This is a genomic window from Kitasatospora sp. NPDC032150 (assembly GCF_055579945.1).
This window is the reverse complement of sequence record NZ_JBVIMH010000008.1, coordinates 169,290-187,906: the sequence shown is the minus strand read 5'-3', so window position 1 is coordinate 187,906 and position 18,617 is coordinate 169,290. Positions and strand designations below refer to the sequence as shown.

Sequence of the window (18,617 nt, the reverse complement as noted above, 5' to 3'; positions counted from 1 at the left end):
CGGTACACATACCGGGCATGTCCATCCGCCACGTCCTGCTCGCCCTGCTCGACCAGGGGCCGCGCTACGGCTACCAGCTCCGGGTCGAGTTCGAGGCCCGCACGGGCGCCACCTGGCCGCTGAACGTCGGGCAGGTCTACACCACCCTGGGCCGCCTGGAGCGGGACGGATTGGTCGCGCCGCAGGGTGCGGACGCGGAGGGGCGCCTGTTCCACGCCGTCACCGAGGCCGGCCGCGCGGAACTGCGCAACTGGTTCGAGACGCCGGTGCCCAGGAACGACCCGCCGCGCGACGAACTCGCGATCAAGCTGGCGATGGCGGTCACCGTGCCGGGGGTCGACGTCTCGGCCGTCATCCAGGGGCAGCGCCGACACAGCACGAAGGCGCTCCAGGACTACACCCGGCTCAGGGATCCGGCGCTGGACGGCGATGCGGATCGTCGGGAGGACCTGGGCCGGCTGCTGGTGCTGGAGCAGCTGATCTTCCGGACCGAGGCCGAGATCCGCTGGCTGGACCACTGCGAGAGGCGGCTGGCGCGGCGCCGCCCGGAGGGGACGAGCCCAGAGCTTCCGCCCGCCGAGGCCCCGACGGGCCGGCGGCCGTCACAGCCGGACCTGATCAGCCGCAGCGGACTCACCGGACGCGCCGAAGCGGAGGGGACCGTCCGTGTTGCCGAGCGGGTCGGGCCGGGGTGGCCAGGGCCGATGCGTGACGGAGGTTACGGGCCCGGTGCGCGGACGGCACGGGCAGACACCCACACGGGCGAACTAAAGTCGTCCGTATGACGAAAACCCCGGACAGCGCCGTCCGCTCCTACATTGACCAGCACCAGGCCGCCTTCCTGCAGGACCTCTCCGAGTGGCTGAGCATCCCGTCCGTCTCCGCCGACCCGGGCCGGGCCGGTGAGGTCCGCCGCTCCGCCGAGTGGCTGGCCGCGAAGCTGGCCGAGACGGGGTTCCCGGTGGCGGAGGTCTGGGAGACCGACGGGCTGCCGGCCGTGTTCGCTCAGTGGCCGTCCGGGGATCCGTCCGCCCCCACCGTGCTGGTGTACGGCCACCACGACGTGCAGCCCGCGGCCAAGGAGGACGGCTGGGCGACCGAGCCCTTCGAGCCGACGATCGTCGGCCGGCAGCTGTTCGCCCGTGGCGCGGCGGATGACAAGGGACAGGTCTTCTTCCACACCCTGGGTGTCCGGGCGCACCTGGCGGCCACCGGCCGTACCGCCCCCGCCGTCAACCTCAAGCTGCTGATCGAGGGCGAGGAGGAGTCCGGTTCGCCGAACTTCGCGAACCTGGTCCGCCGCGAGGCCGAGCGCCTGGCCGCCGATGTGGTGATCATCTCGGACACCGGCATGTGGGCCGAGGACACCCCGACCCTGTGCACGGGCATGCGCGGCCTGGCCGACGCCCAGATCGACCTCTACGGTCCGGACAGCGACATCCACTCCGGCTCCTTCGGCGGTGCCGTCCCCAACCCGGCCGACGTCGCCGCCTCGCTCGCCGCGGGCCTGCACGACGCCGACCGCCGGGTCGCGATCCCGGGCTTCTACGACGGCGTCGTCGAGCTGACCGAGCGGGAGCGCGAGCTCTTCGCCGAGCTGCCCTTCGACGAGGCGCAGTGGTTGAAGGTCGCCAAGTCGTACGGCACCCAGGGCGAGGCGGGCTACACCACCCTTGAGCGGGTCTGGGCCCGGCCGACCGCCGAGGTCAACGGCATCTGGGGCGGCTACACCGGCCCCGGCGGCAAGACCATCGTGCCGGCCGAGGCGCACCTCAAGCTCTCCTTCCGGCTGGTCGCGGGCCAGGAGGTCGAGAAGGTGCACGAGGCCGTCCGCTCCTGGGTGGCCGCGCAGGTGCCCGAGGGCATCCGCTACGAGCTGGTCTTCCCGGGCGCCACCCGGCCCTGCCTGACGCCGCTGGACCACCCGGCGCTGCAGTCCGCGGCCCGGGCGATGGGGCGGGCCTTCGAGAAGAAGATCCTCTTCACCCGCGAGGGCGGGTCGGGCCCGGCCGCCGACCTGCAGGACGTGCTCGGCGCGCCGGTGCTCTTCGTGGGCATCTCGGTGCCCTCGGACGGCTGGCACTCGATCAACGAGAAGGTCGAGCTGGACCTGCTGACCAAGGGCGTCGAGACCGCCGCCTACCTCTGGGACGACCTGGCCGAGAACTTCCGTCAGGCGTGAGCGCCGATCACCACGTGCAGTTGACAACCAGAACGGGGATGGACCGAGTTGAGCACCGTGCCTGATACCAAGCCTCTCGCCCTGGCTCGCGCCGGCGTGGACCGGGCTGCACAGCACCGGTTCGACGAGCCGTGGCTGGCGGCGGCCTGGAGTCACCCGAGCACCAAGGTGCTGCCGATCTCCGGCGGCGAGGTCTTCGTGGTCGACACCGAGCTGGGCACCGAACTGGTGCTGCTGCCTTCCTTCCAGGCGCCGCAGGGGGGCGACCGGTACTTCCTCGGTACCGACGAGGACGGCGTCTCGTACTTCGCGCTGGCCGGCGAGAGCCTGCCCGGCCGGCTGGACGGCGACGCCCGCCCGGCCGGGCTGCGCGAGGTCGGAGCGCTGCTCTCGGACCGCGACGCCGGGCTGCTGGTGCACGCGGTCGCGCTGGAGCACTGGCACCGGCTGCACAGCTTCTGCTCCCGCTGCGGCCATGCGACCGAGAAGGCGGGCGCCGGGCACGTACGCCGGTGCACCTCCTGCGCCGCCGAGCACTACCCGCGCACCGACCCGGCGGTGATCATGCTGATCACCGACGAGCAGGACCGCTGCCTGCTCGGCCGGCAGGCGATCTGGCCGGAGGGCCGCTGGTCCACGCTGGCCGGTTTCGTCGAGCCGGGTGAGTCGATCGAGCAGGCGGTGGCCCGGGAGGTCCAAGAGGAGTCCGGGGTCAAGGTCGCCGAGGTCCGGTACGTGGCCAGCCAGCCCTGGCCGTTCCCAGCCAGCCTGATGCTGGGCTTCCTGGGCAAGGCCGCGCCGGACGGCACCGCGATCACGGTCGACGGCGAGGAGCTGGCCGAGGCGCGCTGGTTCTCCCGCGAGGAGCTGCGGGCCCAGATGGCCGCGGGCGAGATCCTACCGCCGTCCGGAATTTCGATCGCGCGTCATCTGGTCGAACTCTGGTACGGCGAGCCGCTGTCCTAGACGACTCATCGGCAGTCGTCGGCCCGCAGGATCGAAAAAGGGGCGTGCAGAAAGTCTCTGCACGCCCCTTCGGGCTTTATTGTCGGATTAATTTGATCGATTCCTTGGCTGGATTCGATGACTTCCGACCGTGATTGTCGGGGTTGTCCGGAACGGGTCCGGGCGATGCTCGGGGATCTTCCCGGCCGGCCAGGCGGCCGCCGTGGGCCGACCGGGGCGGCGCGTTGCCGATCGGGCGGGTGCGCGTTGTGCCGGTGCGCGGTACCGGCAGGGGCGCGGATCCACCCCCGGTGCGCCGGTCGGAATGCGGCACCGGATTCGGCGGAGGTGTCACCGCCCGTCTGCAACCGTTCCGGTCCGGATCAATGCCTGAATCCTCGATCCCGGCCGGTATTGGCCGGTTCCGCTGAAATGGCGCAAGCCCTCTCGCTACATTCACTGGGGTGACAATCCCAAGGGGCAGTGCCCAATCACCGAAGTACCAGCGCCTGGCCGCCGATCTGCGCCGCCGCATCGCGGCCGGGGAGTGGCCGAGCGACGTCCCGCTCCCAGTCGAGGGAGAGCTGGAGCAGCAGTACGGCGTGGCCCGCAACACCGTCCGCCTCGCGGTCGACGTGCTGGTCAACGAGGGCAGGCTGGTCCGCCTCCAGGGCAAGGGGACCTTCCTCAAGGAGCACCCGGTGCTGGACCACCGGGCGTTCGGCCCGGCGCCGGCCCCCGGTCTGCCGGACTGCCTGACCGCACCCTCCGAGGTCTACCCGAAGGAGGCGAAGGCGGCGGGCCGCCGGTTGACGGTGGACTTCGAGATGCTGATCGTCCGGGCCCGGGTGGACGTCGCCGAGCGGCTCGGGATGCGGCCGGGCGAGGCGGTGGTGGTCCGCCGTCAGCTGCGGCTGATGGACCGTGAGCCGTACTCGATCGAGGAGAGCCACTACCGGGCGGGGCTGGCCGCCGGCACGCCGCTGATGGAGCCGGACCCGGTGCCGGGCGGCGACGAGTCGGTGCTGGCCGCGCTGGGCCGTACCGAGATCGGCGCGGTGGACCACCTGGTCTCCCGGATGCCGGGGCCGGAGGAGTCGGCCTGGTTCCAGGGCGGTCCCGGTGTGCCGCTGCTGGTGCAGACCCGGGTCACGTACGACCGGCGCGGCCCGGTCCGGGTGGTCGAGTCACGCTACTCGGCGGACCGCTGCCGGCTGGTGTACGGCCTCGGCGAGCTGGGTGCCAGGCCGGTGCCCCAGGCGGGCGGCGGCCCCGGGCCGGAGTCGGCCGAGGCCGCCGCCGAGCTGATTCCCGGTCAGGCGGCCAAGGCCTTCTTGACCTGAAGCAGGCTCGGGTTGGTCATCACGACCTGCTCGCCGCCGCCGACCGGCCGCACGAGCACGGTCGGCACGGTCTGGTTGCCGTTGTTCACCGACTCGACGAAGGACGCCGAGGTCGGGTCCTCCTCGATGTTGATCTCGGTGTAGCCGATGCCCTCGCGGTCCAGCTGGCTCTTGAGGCGGTTGCAGTACCCGCACCAGGTCGTGCTGTACATCGTGACGCTGCCGGACATGGCGATGGGCTCCTTAGGGAAGGGGGCGTGCGTTCTGCGACGAGAACATACGGAGTGCTTTCGGCATTCCTCGTGCGCCCGGCGTGTGACGTAGCACGCGCGCCGGTTTGTGGGGCGATCATCCGACCATCTTGCGGGGCCTGTGGACAACCCGAAACGGAATGTCGGCCGACCCTGCGAGGATGGACGGCATGCAGCAAGAGCTCCTGGGCGCCTCCGGCCCGTACGACACCCTCCGCGCCGCCGGTGGGGCGGCGCTCGGCGCCGACGCCGTGTTGGCCGGGCTCGACCCCGAGCAGCGGGCGGTGGCCACGGCCCTGCACGGGCCCGTGTGCGTCCTGGCGGGCGCCGGGACGGGCAAGACCAGGGCCATCACCCACCGGATCGCCTACGGCGTGCGCAGCGGCGCCTACCAGCCGCAGCAGGTGCTCGCGGTCACCTTCACCGCCCGTGCCGCGGGCGAGATGCGCGGGCGGCTGCGGCAGCTCGGTGCCGAGGGCGTGCAGGCCCGCACCTTCCACGCCGCCGCGCTGCGCCAGCTCCAGTACTTCTGGCCGCGGGCGATCGGCGGTGAAGTGCCCAGGCTGCTCGAGCGCAAGGTCCAGCTGGTCGCCGAGGCGGCCGGCCGCAGCGGCCTGCGGGTGCAGCGCACCGAGCTGCGCGACCTCACCGCCGAGATCGAGTGGGCCAAGGTCACCCAGATCGTGCCGGACGACTACCCGGCCGCCGTGGTCAAGACCGGCCGCGAGGCCCCGCGCGACCCGGCCGAGATCGCCCGGGTCTACGCCACCTACGAGCAGGCCAAGCGCGACCGCGGCGTGATCGACTTCGAGGACGTGCTGCTGCTCACCGCCGCGATCCTGGAGGACCGGCCGGAGATCGCCGATCGGGTCCGCGCCCAGTACCGCCACCTCACCGTGGACGAGTACCAGGACGTCTCCCCGCTCCAGCAGCGCCTGCTCGACCAGTGGACGGCCGGGGGCGCCAGCCTCTGCGTCGTCGGCGACGCCAGCCAGACCATCTACTCCTTCACCGGGGCCACCCCCGACTACCTGCTGAACTTCCGCAACCGGCACCCCGAGGCCACGGTGGTCAAGCTGGTCCGCGACTACCGCTCCACCCCGCAGGTGGTCCACCTGGCCAACGGCCTGCTCGCCCAGGCCGGGGGCCAGGCCGCGCGGCACCGCCTGGAGCTGGTCTCCCAGCGCGAGGCCGGTCCCGAGCCGGTCTACGTCGAGTACCCGGACGAGCCGACCGAGGCCGAGGCCACCGCGCACACGGTCGAGAAGCTGCTCGCCCAGGGCGTGCGGGCGAGCGAGATCGCCGTCCTGTTCCGCACCAACGGCCAGTCCGAGGTCTACGAGCAGGCACTGGCCGACCTTGGCATCTCCTACCAGCTCAAGGGCGCCGAGAGGTTCTTCGAGCGCCCCGAGGTGAGGGACGCGGTGATGCTGCTGCGCGGTGCCGCCCGCGCCGGGGCCGACCCGCTGACCGCCGATGCGCCCGACCTCGCAGGGCAGGTCCGCGCGGTGCTGGCCAGCCGGGGCTTCACCCCGGTGCCCCCGGCCGGATCGGGCACCGTCCGCGAGCGCTGGGAGTCGCTGGCCGCCTTGGTCCGGCTCGCCGAGGAGTTCGAGGCCGCCCGCCGCGGCGCGGGCGAGCCCTGCGACCTCGCCGCCTACGTCACCGAGTTGGACGCCCGCGCCGCGGCCCAGCACGCCCCCGCCGTCGAGGGCGTCACCCTGGCCTCGCTGCACGCCGCCAAGGGCCTGGAGTGGGACGCGGTTTTCCTGGTCGGCCTCTCCGAGGGCACCCTGCCGATCATCTACGCCAAGACCGACGAGCAGATCGAGGAGGAACGCCGGCTGCTCTACGTCGGGGTCACCCGGGCCAGGGTGCACCTGACACTGTCCTGGGCGCTCTCCCGCTCCCCGGGTGGCCGGGCGAGCCGCAAGCCCACCCGCTTCCTGGACGGCCTGCGGCCGGGCTCGGGCGCTCCCGGCGGGCGCTCGCGGGGCGGCCGCGGTGGGGTGGAGTACGGCGCCGAGCGTCCGGCCGCCCGCCGCTCGCGCGGCCCGGTCAAGTGCCGGGTCTGCGACCGCACCCTGACCGACGCGGTGGAGCGCAAGCTGCGCCGCTGCGAGGACTGCCCCTCCTCGATGGACGAGGCCCTGTACGAGCGGCTGCGCGACTGGCGGGCCCGGAAGGCGAAGGAGCAGGGCGCCCCGGCCTATGTGGTGTTCACCGACGCCACTCTGATGGCGATCGCCGAGGATGTCCCCACCAGTACCGGCGAGCTGGCCCGGATCTCGGGTGTCGGCGCGATGAAACTGGACAAGTACGGGGCTGCCGTGCTGTCGTTGTGTGCTGGGGAGGTACCCGAGGACGAGTCCGAGGGAGACCAGCAGGGGGAGATCACGGGGGGAGACTCGGGGGAGTCGGACGAGCCGGCCTAGCCGCTCGGAAGACCGCTCCGGAACCCGCCTCGGAACTCGCCGAAAAAATAGTTTGCGCGTCGTGCTGGGAGCGCAATAGCCTGCCGGAGCGGTCAAGGGGTCGAGACCGCGAGCTGTACGGGGTCACTCCTGAAACAGCTTTCCCCTGCGCACCATCAGCCATGCCTGAGCTTTGCTGAAGCTGAACTTGCAGTATCTGAGCCACACCTGACAGACATTCGAACATCGGAGCCCGGGGGACTGGGCACCGCGAGACGCCGAGAGGAGGCGATGACAGTGGGAACCAAGATGATCACCAAACTGACTGGCCAGACCGTCGTCGCCATGCCCTGGCGCGCCCTCTCGCAGTTCGACGCCTTCTGCACCCCGGCCTCCGCCGCGCAGCTGCGTGGCGTGGTCGTCCTTGCCGAACGCGGTCTGGGTCTCGACGCCACCGGTCTCTCTGTCGCCGATACCGCCGTTCTCGGCGGCGCCACTGTCAGTGGCGTTGGCAACACTGATGCCACGTCCGTCGAGGCGGGTCTGTCCCGTGTCGAGCGACCGCTCCAGGCATCGAAGGCCGTCGTAGCCGCCGTCAAGCATGGCGTCTATGCCCAGGTCATCGGTGCCGGAGCAGCCCAGAAGCAGGAGCAGCAGCAGATTAACCAGGCCACGGCCGCCTTTGCCGGCGCCATGGCCACCCGGATGCGGGCCTTCCGCGGGCCTGGACCCTGGAGAGAACGAACCTGAGCCATCCTCAGGTCGGCACTCCAGGGCCGCGGAAACCCGTACACCGGGATCCGCGGCCCTTCTGTTTGTCCGGTACGTCAGACCCACCCTGGCCCCTCGGGGCCTCCGATCCAACCCCACCAGTAGGTCCGGATCGGAACCACAGAGAGAAGACGAGGAACACCCACAGTGTCCACGGTCATCACACCGCCACTCCCGTCCGTACCGACAGACAACACCAAGGCCGACCAGGCTGACCCTCCGGAGGTTTCCCTCATGCAGCTCACCGCGCTCGACGACGCCGAGGCGCTCGGACAGCCCATCCCGTGTCGTGCCTTCGACCCCGAGGTCTTCTTCGCGGAGACGCCGGCGGACGTCGAGTACGCCAAGTCGCTCTGCGGCACCTGCCCCGTGAAGGAGGCCTGCCTGGCCGGTGCGCTGGAGCGGCGTGAGCCCTGGGGCGTCTGGGGTGGCGAGCTCTTCGTGCAGGGCGTGGTCGTCGCCCGCAAGCGGCCCCGGGGCCGTCCGCGCAAGAACGAGGTCGTGGCATGAACCCCGCGAAGTCCGCGGCAGCCGTCCGCCGGGGAGAGCAGCCCCCGCTGGACAGCGTGCTTCGGCACTCCATCCGCGTCGCCGCCGCCAAGGCGGACGCAGAAGCCTCCCGTCCCTTCCCGAGCAAGTACCACGAGCAGGACCACCACATGACCCCCGCCGCCATCGACTCCGCCGTCCGCGCCGAGCAGAGCACTGAACTTCAGATCCAGAACAGGACACGCGAAATGCATCTTCTCCAGGAATCCCTGGCACGGGCCCATATGCAAGAGCGCTTGCAAGAGGCCGAGCACCAACGTCTGGCCGTCCGCGTCGCGCGGGCCGCGAAGCTGAAGCGCCGGGCCGAGCGCGCTTCGCTGCGCGCCCGCAAGGCGCTCGCGGTCGCGGTGATGTAACCGGCCTCCGCGCCCTGCGGTTTGACAACCGCACCCCGTACGGCGATGGCCGCTCCCCTGCTCGCAGGGGAGCGGCCATCGCCGCATCCGGGACGCTGGCCGGGCGTCAGCTCTCTTCCAGGGCCTCCGCCAGCTCCTCCTCCGCGGCGCTCTCCTCGGCGAAGCCGGGGAGCCACTCCAGCATCTCGGCCCGGAACGGAGCCTTGGCGCTCAGCTGGCAGAGCACCCCGATGGTGCTGAGGGTGACCCGGTGGATGAGTAGATACGCGGGCGGCAGATTGAGCTGCTTGCCGAGGTTGTAGGCGGGCGAGCGGGGATCGGCGATCCGGGCCGCCTGAGCGCGCATCCAGCTACGGGTGAAGTGGAAGGTGTCCACGGTGGCCGGCTCGATGATCGGCAGCAGGTACTCCAGGACCGCGTCCGGATCCAGCTCGATCGACGGCTTGACGAAGCCCTCCTCGCGGAGCATCTCCAGAACTCCGGCGGCGTCCCCGGCCAGGGCCATCCGCAGTGAGTCCCCGATCGGGGCGGGCAGGCCCTCGGGCAGCCGGTCCACGGTGCCGAAGTCGAGCACGCCCAGGCGCCAGTCGGAGGCCGCCCGGCCGTCCTTGATGAGGCGGAAGTTGCCGGGGTGCGGGTCGGCGTGCAGCAGGCCGGTCCGGGAAGGGCCGGCGAACAGGAAGCGGGCGAGCAACTGACCGGCCCGATCGCGCTCGCGCTGGGTGCCGTTGGCGATCACTTCGGCGAGCGGGATGCCGTCCAGCCACTCGGTGACCAGCACCTGGTCGGTCTGGGCCACCACTCCGGGCACCGTGATGTCCGGGTCGTCGGCGAACTCCTCGGCGTGGCGGCGCTGGGCCTCGGCCTCCAGCTCGTAGTCGAGTTCCTCGGAGACCCGCTCGCGCAGCTCGGAGATCAGCGGCTTGATGTCGAGCCCGGGGATCAGCGGGCCCAGCAGCCAGGCGACCCGGCCGAGTTGGGCGAGGTCGGAGAGGAGTGCCTCACCCGCGCCCGGGTACTGCACCTTGACCGCGACCTCGCGTCCGTCGTGCCAGACGGCCCGGTGCACCTGGCCGATCGAGGCGGCGGCGGCCGGCTTGTCGTCGAAGCTCAGGAAGTTCTCCCGCCAGTCCTTGCCGAGTCGTTCGGCCAGTGCGGCGTGCACGGAGGCGGCGGGCATCGGCGGTGCGGCGTCCTGAAGCTTCGTCAAGGCCGCCCGGTACGGTCCGGCGACCTCCTCGGGCAGTGCGGCCTCGAAGACCGAGAGCACCTGCCCGAACTTCATTGCGCCGCCCTTCAACTCCCCCAGGACCTTGAAGAGTTGGTCGGCGGTGGCCTGCTGGAGCTCGGCGGTGACCACCTCCGCCGAACGTCCGCCGATGCGCTTGCCGAGGCCCAGGGTGGCGCGTCCGGCTATCCCGAGGGGGAGGGCGGCGAGCCGAGCCGTACGGGTCACTGCCTTGCGGGGAAGATCGCTCACCCGGGGGCCTCCCAGTCAGTTGTCCCCGTCGGTCACAACAGACCGGAGGATGGTGGTCACTACGCCATTGTGCCCGCTCGCCGGAGCTGTTCGGTCGAACGGTCCCATGGGATCGAGTCCATTGAACGAAAGCGCTGTTCGCGCTGATGATCACGTGAACGGCCGGTGACTTGGCGAGGTCGGGGCGCGCGGAGGGCGTGCCCCGGTTGTCGGGGGCGCGTATCAGGCCGGATGCATCGACTCCCCGGTGGCCGGCCGGAGCCGGGGCGCCGACTGCCAGAGGCAGCCGCAGTCCGGGTGGCTGGGCAGCCGAAGCCGCCGGGCCATGCCGTCGGCAGCCGAGACCTCGTACCAGCCGTCGATGCTCGGCGGGCTCCCGCCGTCCAGGTACAGCTGGACGTGCAGGGCCGCGAGCCCGGCCACCGCGGTGGCGAGCGCGCTGTCGCAGGCGGGCGTCCGAGGCCGCCCCGGGCCCTCGTCACCGAGCTGGGCGAGAAGCCTGGGCCAGGACTCGTCCTCGTCCCGCCGGGCCAGCGTGGCGCAGCTGCCGCAGGCCGAGGCGCCCGGCAGGACCAGCGGCCCGACGACGCCCAGGTGCTCCAGTACGCCGACGTACAGATGCGGGACGCCCGCGCGCATCAGCCGGTGGGCCTCGGCCGCCGTGCCGGTGAAGGCGCCGCTGCCGTCCCGAGGGGCCAGTACGACCAACATCGGCGGCGCGTCCGCGTCCGGCGTCCGGGAGCCGCGGCGGTGCCGCTCCCCGTCCGGGGAGCCAGCGGCCCGGTGCACCACCTCCCGGGCGGCGGTGGTGCGCAGCCGGCCGATCTCGGTCGGCGGGTGGCCGGCGGGGGAGCAGTCCTGGGCCGTGACGCGTCCCCGGTCCAGCACGGTGACCGAACCGACCCCGCCCGCGGCGAGGGCGGCGGCGACCGCCGCCCCCACCCGGCCGGCGCCGCGCACCTCCACCCGGGCCCGGCTGCGCCCCCGGAGCACGGCCGGGGCCTCGCCGGGCGCGGGGTGGACCAGGGAGAGCGAGGCCAGGTCGGGGCCTAGCAGGTCCTGCTGCGGGCGCGGATATCCGGCCAGGGTCCCGGCGGTGGCCTCCGCGTCGTCCAGCAGGCCGTTCTGCGCCAGCGAGGCGAGCAGCTGCTCGGCCACCCCGCTGCCGAGACCGAGCCGCTCACCGGAGGCCAGCAGGGCGCCGTGCTCCCGGGTGCCGTCGATCAGGTCCAGGAAGGCGGCGACGGGCTGGTCGACCTGCTCGACCAGGCGGGCGTGCCGATGGACGGTGCCGAACTGGAGGGTGTCTCTGTCCCGCCAGGCGCGGGAGAGTGCGGGCTTGAGCATGGGCCTGGAGAGGGGGTTCATGGTGGTCCTCCGGCGCGGTGCGGTGCGGTGCGGCGGTGCGGGTCGGGACGAGGACAGCGGTGCGGGGTCGGTGCAGGGCGGTTGGTGCGAGGTCGGCGCGGGTGCTGTCCGGGTGTTCACGACGGCAGGATGCCCGATCGAGCCGCCGGCCCGGCGCCGGTTGTCCACAGGCGCTGGACGATGATCCGACCATCGTTCCGCACAGCCTGTGGACAACTTTCGGGCCCGGCCGATCCGGAGTTCCGTCCCCGCTCGACCAAACGGACACTTCGGCCACGGCAGCGGACTTCTGTCGGTGACACCGGGTAACGTCGGGTGTCATGGCAGCCGAAAGGGACTCCCAGCCTTCGGTGTCGCCCAGGCGTGCCCGTGCAGCCCCCGGGCCGGGAGTGGCGACGCCGAGCGGCCGTGCGTGCCCCGCACCCGGCGCATCCCCGCTCTCCGGCGCCGCCGCGCATCCCGATTCCGCCTCGGTCCGCGAGGTCCCGTCCGCCCGCGAGGGCGCCCCGGGCCGGGACGTCCAGGTTCCCGACCGGTCCGAGGTCGAGGTGCGGCGCAGCGCCCGCCGCAGCCGTACGGTCTCCGCCTACCGCGAGGGCGACCGGACGGTGGTGCTGATCCCCGCCCGGATGTCGCACGCGGAGGAGCAGCGCTGGGTGGCGCAGATGCTCGAGAAACTGGCCGCCCAGGAGCGCCGCCGCACGCTCGGGGACGATGCCCTCCAGACACGGGCCCAGGAGCTCTCGGCGGCCTATCTGGACGGCAGGGCCGAGCCCGAGCAGGTCCGCTGGGTGACCAACCAGAACTCCCGCTGGGGCTCCTGCACCCCCAGCGAGCGCACCATCAGGCTGTCCCACCGGCTCCAGGGCATGCCCGGCTACGTGGTGGACTACGTACTGCTGCACGAGCTGGCGCACCTGTTGGTGCCCGACCACGGCCCGGCGTTCTGGGCACTGCTGGAGGCGTACCCGCGCACCGAGCGGGCCCGCGGCTACCTGGAGGGGGTCGCCTCCGCCGCCCGGCTGCCGCACATCCCCGGCGCGCGCGGTGGCCGTGCCCCGGCCGCGGACGAGGCGCCCGAATCCTGCGACTGACGCCCGGGGGTCCGCCCCCGGGCGTCAGCCGGTCGGCGGGGCCACCCGGCCCCGGACCCGCTCAGCCGGTCAGCTCACGGGCCAGGGCGACCAGTTCGCGGACGGAGACGTCGGTCAGCTCGGGCAGGCGGTCGTAGTCGAACCAGCGCAGGTCCAGCGACTCCTCGCTGATCAGCGCCTGGGCGCCGACCGGGGCGAGCGCCACGTACTGCACGTCGAGGTGGGTGTTCTCCGGCTGGTCCTTGCCGGCGCAGCGGACCAGGTGCCGGTCGAGCTTGACCGGTGTCGGCGTCCCGTCGACGGAGAGCAGTTCGAGCCCCTCGATGCCCGACTCCTCGGTGGCCTCGCGCAGCGCGGCGGCGGCGAGGGTGGCGTCGCCCGGCTCGCAGTGGCCGCCCATCTGCAGCCAGATGCCGACCTTGGGGTGCAGGGTGAGCAGCACCCGCCCGGCGGCCGGGTCCACCACCACGGCGCTGGCGGTGATGTGCGCGGGCAGGCAGCTCCGGTAGAGGCCCTCGGGCTGCTCGGCCAGGTGGCCCAGGTAGTCCCGGCGGAGCTGCTCCTGGTCGGCGTCGGCCACCGACCAGGCGGACAGGGCGCGGACGGCGTCGGCGTGTAGGCCGGTGCCGTTCGGGTCGATCACGGTCATGCCTTGGCCCCGCCCTCGTCCGTGCCGTTCTCGTCCGACTCCTCGTCGGCCTTCTCGTCGGCCTTCTCGCCCGGCGCCTTCGCACCCGGCGTGCCGTGCCCGCCGGCCGCGGCCTCGCCGAGCAGCTTGTTGAGCGCGTCGAAGTCGATGCCGCCCTCGAGGGCGTCACCGGTGCCCTGGTGCACGAAGCCGTCCGGGTCGTCCAGGTCGGCGGCGGTGGGCAGCATGTCGGGGTGCCCCCAGAGGGCGTCCCGGCCCTCGATGCCACGGGCGTCGGCCAGCGAGGCCCACAGCCGGGAGGCGTCGCGCAGGCGGCGCGGGCGGAGCTCCAGACCGACCAGGGTGGCGAAGGTCTGCTCGGCCGGGCCACCGGCGGCCCGGCGGCGGCGCACCGTCTCGCGCAGCGCGCCGGCCTGCGGCAGGTGCGGTTCGGCGGCGGCGTGCACCACCGCGTCCACCCAGCCCTCGACCAGGGCGAGGGCTGTCTCGAGCCGGGCCAGCGCGGCCTTCTGCTCGGGGGTGTCCTCGGGCTGGAGCAGACCGCCGGCCAGCGCCTCCTGGAGCGCCTCGGGGTTGCCCGGGTCGAGCTGGCCGACCAACTCCTCCATCCGGGAGGCGTCCACCTTGATGCCGCGCGCGTACGCCTCGACGGCGCCGAACAGGTGCGCCCGCAGCCACGGGACGTGGGCGAAGAGCCGCTGGTGGGCGGCCTCGCGCAGGGCCAGGTAGAGCCGGACCTCCTCGGCGGGGACGCTCAGGCCCTCGCCGAACTCGGCGACGTTCTGCGGCAGCAGCGCGGCCTTGCCGGCCGGGGCGAGCGGCAGACCGACATCGGTGGAGCCGACCACCTCGGCGGCCAGCGCACCGAGCGCCTGCCCGATCTGGGTGCCGAACATCGCGCCGCCCATCGAGCGCATCATGCCCATCAGCGGCCCGGCCATGGCCTGCATCTCCTCGGGCAGCACGCCGCCCATGGCGCCCGCGACCCGCTCGGCGACCGGGTCGACCAGGTCCTTCCAGACCGGCAGGGTGGCCTCGATCCACTCGGCCCGGCTCCAGGCGACGGCGGTACCGGCACCGGAGGGGAACTCGGTGACCGAGTCCAGCCAGAGGTCGGCGAGGCGGACGGCCTCCTCGACGGCCGAGCGCTCGGCGGCGCCGACCGAACGGTCCTTGCTCTTGCCCTCGGCGGGCTCGGCGACCACGGTCTGCCGGGCGATGTCCTTGGCCAGCTCCCAGTTCACCGGGCCGCCGTCGAACGAGAGCATCTGGCCGAGCTGCTGGAAGGCGGCGCCCAGGTCACCCGGGTTGAGGCCGCCGAACATCGCGCCGAAGGGGTTGTCGGCCCCGCCCGGACCACCGGGAGCGCCCGGGCCTCCCATGCCGCTCATGCCGAAGAGCGCGCTCAGCGGGTTGGCGCCGGCGAACCCGAACGGCTGCTGCGGCGTCGGGCCGGACCCGGCGCCCTTGGCCGCGTCGTCCGACTTGCCCTGCTCGGGCTTGTCCTGCCCGCGCTCGTCCTTGTCGGGCTTGCCCTTGCCGTCCTCGGGCTCCTCGGGCGGAACGGCGAATCCGAAGGGGAGGTCGCTCACGGGGTCCTCGATCTGGTCGGCCGTCACGCGGGTGGTGTGGCGGGAAGTGCGGGCCCGAGGCGGGATGCAGAGCTGCGGCTCGGCGACCCGGACCGTGCCGGGTGCACTGCCTGGCCCGCGCCTCGGGCAGGATGGACGGTACGTGACACTCGTACGTACGCACATAAGCTAACCGTGGAGGATGGCCGGTGAGTTCCCCGCCTTCGGACGTTCGCTCTGGGCTGACCGGAGGGGAGGACGGCCCGGCTGCCGCAGGTTCGCCGTCTCCAGCCTACGGCGGGCGGCCACTCACCGTGGCCGTCACCGGTGCCGCCGGCGTGCTCGGCGAGCGGGTCGCGGCGCGGCTCGTGGCCTCGCCGCACATCCGCAGGGTGCTGGCGCTGGACGATCGGCGCGGTGAGGTGCCCGGCGTGCACTGGCGGGTACTGGACGTCCGGGACCCGGCGGTGGCCGAGCGGCTGGCCGGCGTGGACGTGGTGGTCCACCTGGCGATGGACCTCGGCATGGAGTCCGACCCGCGGGCGCGCAGCGCGTACAACGTGCGCGGCGCCCAGACCGTGGTCACCGCGGCCGCGGCCGCCGGGGTCGGCCGGGTGGTGCTCTGCACCTCGGCGATGGTCTACGGCGCGCTGCCGGACAACGAGGTGCCGTTGGCGGAGGACTCCGAGCTGCGGGCCACCGAGGAGGCCTCGCTGGTCGGCGACCTGCTGGAGATCGAGCGCCTCGCCCGCCGGGCGCCGCGTGCCCACCCGGGCCTGCAGGTGACGGTGCTGCGCCCGGCCGTGGTCGTCGGGCCCGGGGTGGACACGGTGCTGACCAGGCATTTCGAGGCGCCCAGGCTGCTGGTGGTGGCCGGTTCGCGGCCGTGCTGGCAGTTCTGCCACCTGGACGACCTGGCCTCGGCACTGGAGTACGCGGCGCTGGGCCTGGTCGAGGGCGAGGTGACGGTCGGCTGCGACGGCTGGCTGGAGCAGGAGGACGTCGAGGAGCTGTCGGGCATCCGGCGGATGGAGCTGCCGGCCTCGCTGGCGCTCGGCACGGCGGCACGGCTGCACCGGCTCGGGCTGACCCCGGCTCCGGCGGGCGATCTCGCGTACACCATGTACCCCTGGGTGGTCTCCGGCAGCCGGCTGCACGAGGCGGGCTGGCGGCCGGCGTTCAGCAACGAGCAGGTGCTGGCCGAGCTGCTGGAACAGGTCTCGGGCAAGCACGCGGTCGCGGGCCGGCGGCTGGGCGGCAAGGAGGCGGCAACCAGCCTGGGCGCGGCCGGTGCGACGGTTGCCCTGGTCGGTACGGCCGCCCTGGTCCGGCGGGCGCGCAAGCGCCGGCGGATCTGAGTCGCGGCTTCCGGGCCGGTGTGGTCGGGGACTCCGGGGCGCGGGAGGCCGCGGCCCGGTGGGGCGGAGCGCACGGGTGCGCTCCGCCGCGTGTGCTCGACGGCTGTCGCGTGGACCGCGCACCGGTCAGGTGGCGGTCCCATCGGAACCTCATAGGGATTACCGGAATGCGAAATTCTCCGATCGTGATGCGAAAGCCCCTTGCTGGAGCCCGCCCCGGATGAGGGATCATGTGGCCATGACCGAGAACCACCGCGACCCCATCCGCCTGCTGGCCGTCCGCGAGACCCCGCTCTCGCTGGACGAGGTCTACGAGGCCGTGGGCGACGACGCGGCCGGCGGCACCACGGTCTTCGTGGGGACGGTGCGGGACCACGACGGGGGCAAGTCGGTCGCCGCACTGGAGTACAGCGCCCACCCCACCGCGGAGCGGGAGATGCGCCGGATCGCCGAGAAGATCGTCGCCGAGTTCCCGGTACGTGCGCTGGCGGCGGTGCACCGGGTCGGCCGGCTGGGGATCACCGACAAGGCTGTGATCGTCGCGGTCTCCTGCCCGCACCGCGGCGAGGCCTTCGCGGCGGCCCGGCGGCTGATCGACGATCTCAAGCACGAGGTGCCGATCTGGAAGCACCAGGTCTTCACGGACGGCGAGGAGGAGTGGGTGGGCGCGGGCTCCTGCTAGCCGCGGCCGCCCGGGCACCCGCCGGCCGCGGCTGCCGTCCGTACCGGTTCGCGTCGGCCGGTGCCGCCCGGTGGTGCGTGCGCGGGCGAGGCCCGGGCGGAGCCGTCGGAGGCCGTGCCCGCCGGGTGGTTCACCCGATCGGCCACCCGGGGCTCCCGATCGGCCACCCGGGGGTCGGCGGGGTCCCTCCGGGTGATGACGGGGAATGTCGGCCCGTAACCCGGATGGCGCCGCCGCCGTTGTCCGCCAGGTTGGTTAATCTGCTCATAGACACGACGAGCTGGGAGTACGGACATGGCTGCGCTCGCCTGGTTGATGATCCCCGTTGTCGCGGCGGTTGCCGCCATGATCTGGGCCGGCTGGGCCGCCCGTACGCCTCGGGCGACCGGTGACCCGGCCTCGCTGGCGGAGCACCAGCGCTTCCGGGCCGCGATGGAACGCAGCACGGTGGCGGCCTCGAAGGGCCACGGGCAGTAGCCCGGGGCGCGCTCCGTCAGCCCCGTCCCGTACTGTCGAGCCATGCCACGCCGCTCTGCGACGATGCTCGCCGCGACCCTCATGCTCATAGCACTGCTCTGTGTTTCGGTGCTGATGAAGGTGCCGTACACCGAGATGAGCCCGGGGCCGACCTACAACACGCTCGGGACGCAGGACGGTACCGACCAGCCGGTGATCAGCATCACCGGGCACCAGACCTACCCGGTCAGCGGGCACCTCAACATGACCACGGTCCAGGTGACCGGGGCGAGGTACCAGCCCAGCCTGGTCTCGATGGTGGTCGGCTGGCTGCGTGACGACGTGCTGGTGGTGCCGCACGAGAACGTCTACCCGGAGGGGCAGAGCGACCAGCAGGCCCAGCAGCAGAACGCGGAGGAGTTCGCCTCCTCCGAGGACAGCGCCAAGACCGCCGCGCTCACCCAGCTGGGGATCCCGGTGGGCACCGAGGTGGTGGTCAACTCGGTGGTGGCCGGCAGCCCGTCCGAGGGCAAGCTGCACGCGGGCGACCAGATCGTCGCGGTGGACGGCACGCCGATCACGGCGGTGACCGAGGTCGCCAAGCAGGTGACCAAGCGCAAGCCCGGCGAGGCGGTGGAGTTCACGGTGGTCCCGCACGGCAAGGACAGCGCCGAGCCGAACCCGGCGGACGAGCAGAAGGTCACCGTCACCACCGCCAGGGCGACGGACGGCTCCGGTCGGGCGATCGTCGGGATCGGCCCCGGGGTGGTCCACACCTACCCGTTCAAGATCGACATCGGGTTGCAGGACGTCGGCGGTCCGAGTGCCGGACTGATGTTCTCGCTCGGCATCATCGACAAGCTCAGCCCCACCGACCTGACCGGCGGCAAGTTCGTCGCCGGCACCGGCACCATCAGCGACGACGGCAAGGTCGGCCCGATCGGCGGCATCTCGATGAAGGTGATCGCCGCCCGGAACAAGGGCGCCGAGTACTTCTTCACCCCGGCCGACAACTGCGCCGAGGCCGCCAGGAACACGCCCGGCGGCCTGCGGCTGATCAAGGTGAACACGCTGGCCGACGCCCTGAAGGCGCTCGACGAGATCAGGTCCGGCCAGACCTCGGCACTGCCGTCCTGCGGCAAGTAGCC

Annotated in this window: 18 protein-coding genes; 13 read left to right on the top strand and 5 right to left on the bottom strand. The window is 72.7% G+C overall.

Going from position 1 to position 18,617, the window contains the following annotated elements:
• Nucleotides 1-17 precede the first annotated feature (17 nt).
• The 4 genes from ACZ5ON_RS12675 to ACZ5ON_RS12660 all read left to right on the top strand — a co-directional run bounded on the left by ACZ5ON_RS12675 (nucleotide 18) and on the right by ACZ5ON_RS12660 (nucleotide 4,470).
• Nucleotides 18-785: a PadR family transcriptional regulator gene (locus ACZ5ON_RS12675; RefSeq protein ID WP_465589864.1), complete on the top strand. Its 768-nt coding sequence runs from the start codon at nucleotides 18-20 to the stop codon at nucleotides 783-785.
• A complete protein-coding gene (locus ACZ5ON_RS12670) occupies nucleotides 782-2,182 on the top strand; it encodes a dipeptidase (RefSeq protein ID WP_465589861.1) in 1,401 nt (466 codons plus the stop codon). The genes ACZ5ON_RS12675 and ACZ5ON_RS12670 overlap by 4 nt, the downstream gene beginning before the upstream one ends.
• A gap of 48 nt (nucleotides 2,183-2,230) precedes the next feature.
• A complete protein-coding gene (gene nudC, locus ACZ5ON_RS12665; protein WP_465589858.1) occupies nucleotides 2,231-3,148 on the top strand; it encodes an NAD(+) diphosphatase in 918 nt (305 codons plus the stop codon).
• 443 nt (nucleotides 3,149-3,591) lie between these two features.
• Nucleotides 3,592-4,470 carry a GntR family transcriptional regulator gene (locus ACZ5ON_RS12660; protein WP_465589853.1) on the top strand — a complete coding sequence of 293 codons (879 nt, stop codon included), beginning with the start codon at nucleotides 3,592-3,594 and terminating at the stop codon, nucleotides 4,468-4,470.
• On the opposite strand, the gene ACZ5ON_RS12655 is transcribed toward ACZ5ON_RS12660, so the two are convergent.
• Complete coding sequence (locus tag ACZ5ON_RS12655) at nucleotides 4,443-4,700, bottom strand: mycoredoxin (protein WP_344638340.1); 258 nt, start codon at nucleotides 4,698-4,700, stop codon at nucleotides 4,443-4,445. The genes ACZ5ON_RS12660 and ACZ5ON_RS12655 overlap by 28 nt on opposite strands.
• A gap of 182 nt (nucleotides 4,701-4,882) precedes the next feature.
• On the opposite strand from ACZ5ON_RS12655, the gene ACZ5ON_RS12650 reads away from it, so the two are divergent.
• The 4 genes from ACZ5ON_RS12650 (at nucleotide 4,883) to ACZ5ON_RS12635 (ending at nucleotide 8,811) form a co-directional block, all read left to right on the top strand.
• On the top strand, nucleotides 4,883-7,156 hold the full coding sequence (locus ACZ5ON_RS12650) for an ATP-dependent DNA helicase UvrD2 (RefSeq protein WP_465589850.1): 2,274 nt from the start codon (nucleotides 4,883-4,885) through the stop codon (nucleotides 7,154-7,156).
• Nucleotides 7,157-7,432: 276 nt separating this feature from the next.
• On the top strand, nucleotides 7,433-7,885 hold the full coding sequence (locus tag ACZ5ON_RS12645) for a hypothetical protein (protein WP_465589847.1): 453 nt from the start codon (nucleotides 7,433-7,435) through the stop codon (nucleotides 7,883-7,885).
• Between the two features lie 168 nt (nucleotides 7,886-8,053).
• Entirely contained in the window at nucleotides 8,054-8,416 is a 363-nt protein-coding gene (locus ACZ5ON_RS12640; RefSeq protein WP_344638337.1) for a WhiB family transcriptional regulator, read from the top strand.
• Nucleotides 8,417-8,565: 149 nt separating this feature from the next.
• A complete protein-coding gene (locus ACZ5ON_RS12635; RefSeq protein ID WP_344638402.1) occupies nucleotides 8,566-8,811 on the top strand; it encodes a hypothetical protein in 246 nt (81 codons plus the stop codon).
• 106 nt (nucleotides 8,812-8,917) lie between these two features.
• Here ACZ5ON_RS12635 and ACZ5ON_RS12630 read toward each other — a convergent pair whose 3' ends face one another.
• Together ACZ5ON_RS12630 and ACZ5ON_RS12625 are read right to left on the bottom strand one after the other, a co-directional pair.
• On the bottom strand, nucleotides 8,918-10,291 hold the full coding sequence (locus ACZ5ON_RS12630; protein WP_465589844.1) for an ABC1 kinase family protein: 1,374 nt from the start codon (nucleotides 10,289-10,291) through the stop codon (nucleotides 8,918-8,920).
• Nucleotides 10,292-10,513: 222 nt separating this feature from the next.
• Entirely contained in the window at nucleotides 10,514-11,779 is a 1,266-nt protein-coding gene (locus tag ACZ5ON_RS12625; protein ID WP_465589841.1) for a ThiF family adenylyltransferase, read from the bottom strand.
• A gap of 269 nt (nucleotides 11,780-12,048) precedes the next feature.
• Between ACZ5ON_RS12625 and ACZ5ON_RS12620 the strand changes: the two genes are divergently transcribed.
• Entirely contained in the window at nucleotides 12,049-12,753 is a 705-nt protein-coding gene (locus ACZ5ON_RS12620) for a M48 metallopeptidase family protein (RefSeq protein WP_465590059.1), read from the top strand.
• 61 nt (nucleotides 12,754-12,814) lie between these two features.
• Here ACZ5ON_RS12620 and ACZ5ON_RS12615 read toward each other — a convergent pair whose 3' ends face one another.
• Nucleotides 12,815-13,402, bottom strand: a complete 588-nt coding sequence (locus ACZ5ON_RS12615; RefSeq protein WP_465589838.1) for an NUDIX hydrolase — start codon at nucleotides 13,400-13,402, stop codon at nucleotides 12,815-12,817.
• Nucleotides 13,399-14,994, bottom strand: a complete 1,596-nt coding sequence (locus tag ACZ5ON_RS12610; RefSeq protein ID WP_465590056.1) for a zinc-dependent metalloprotease — start codon at nucleotides 14,992-14,994, stop codon at nucleotides 13,399-13,401. Before ACZ5ON_RS12610 ends, ACZ5ON_RS12615 begins: the two co-directional genes overlap by 4 nt.
• A gap of 188 nt (nucleotides 14,995-15,182) precedes the next feature.
• On the opposite strand from ACZ5ON_RS12610, the gene ACZ5ON_RS12605 reads away from it, so the two are divergent.
• The 4 genes from ACZ5ON_RS12605 to ACZ5ON_RS12590 all read left to right on the top strand — a co-directional run bounded on the left by ACZ5ON_RS12605 (nucleotide 15,183) and on the right by ACZ5ON_RS12590 (nucleotide 18,615).
• A complete protein-coding gene (locus ACZ5ON_RS12605) occupies nucleotides 15,183-16,331 on the top strand; it encodes an NAD-dependent epimerase/dehydratase family protein (protein WP_465589835.1) in 1,149 nt (382 codons plus the stop codon).
• A gap of 238 nt (nucleotides 16,332-16,569) precedes the next feature.
• Nucleotides 16,570-17,013 carry a molybdenum cofactor biosynthesis protein MoaE gene (locus ACZ5ON_RS12600; RefSeq protein WP_427395426.1) on the top strand — a complete coding sequence of 148 codons (444 nt, stop codon included), beginning with the start codon at nucleotides 16,570-16,572 and terminating at the stop codon, nucleotides 17,011-17,013.
• Between the two features lie 294 nt (nucleotides 17,014-17,307).
• Nucleotides 17,308-17,490, top strand: coding sequence for a hypothetical protein (locus ACZ5ON_RS12595; RefSeq protein WP_344638330.1), 183 nt, complete (start codon nucleotides 17,308-17,310; stop codon nucleotides 17,488-17,490).
• Nucleotides 17,491-17,532: 42 nt separating this feature from the next.
• On the top strand, nucleotides 17,533-18,615 hold the full coding sequence (locus ACZ5ON_RS12590) for a YlbL family protein (protein ID WP_465589830.1): 1,083 nt from the start codon (nucleotides 17,533-17,535) through the stop codon (nucleotides 18,613-18,615).
• Nucleotides 18,616-18,617 lie beyond the last annotated feature (2 nt).

Bases quoted from the DNA above. Each gene is read 5' to 3' on its own strand.
- ACZ5ON_RS12675 (WP_465589864.1), top strand. From the start codon at position 18: ATGTCCATCCGCCACGTCCTGCTCGCCCTGCTCGACCAGGGGCCGCGC.
- ACZ5ON_RS12670 (WP_465589861.1), top strand. From the start codon at position 782: ATGACGAAAACCCCGGACAGCGCCGTCCGCTCCTACATTGACCAGCAC.
- ACZ5ON_RS12655 (WP_344638340.1), bottom strand. From the start codon at position 4,700: ATGTCCGGCAGCGTCACGATGTACAGCACGACCTGGTGCGGGTACTGC.
- ACZ5ON_RS12650 (WP_465589850.1), top strand. From the start codon at position 4,883: ATGGACGGCATGCAGCAAGAGCTCCTGGGCGCCTCCGGCCCGTACGAC.
- ACZ5ON_RS12635 (WP_344638402.1), top strand. From the start codon at position 8,566: ATGACCCCCGCCGCCATCGACTCCGCCGTCCGCGCCGAGCAGAGCACT.
- ACZ5ON_RS12615 (WP_465589838.1), bottom strand. From the start codon at position 13,402: ATGACCGTGATCGACCCGAACGGCACCGGCCTACACGCCGACGCCGTC.
- ACZ5ON_RS12600 (WP_427395426.1), top strand. From the start codon at position 16,570: ATGACCGAGAACCACCGCGACCCCATCCGCCTGCTGGCCGTCCGCGAG.
- ACZ5ON_RS12595 (WP_344638330.1), top strand. From the start codon at position 17,308: ATGGCTGCGCTCGCCTGGTTGATGATCCCCGTTGTCGCGGCGGTTGCC.
- ACZ5ON_RS12590 (WP_465589830.1), top strand. From the start codon at position 17,533: ATGCCACGCCGCTCTGCGACGATGCTCGCCGCGACCCTCATGCTCATA.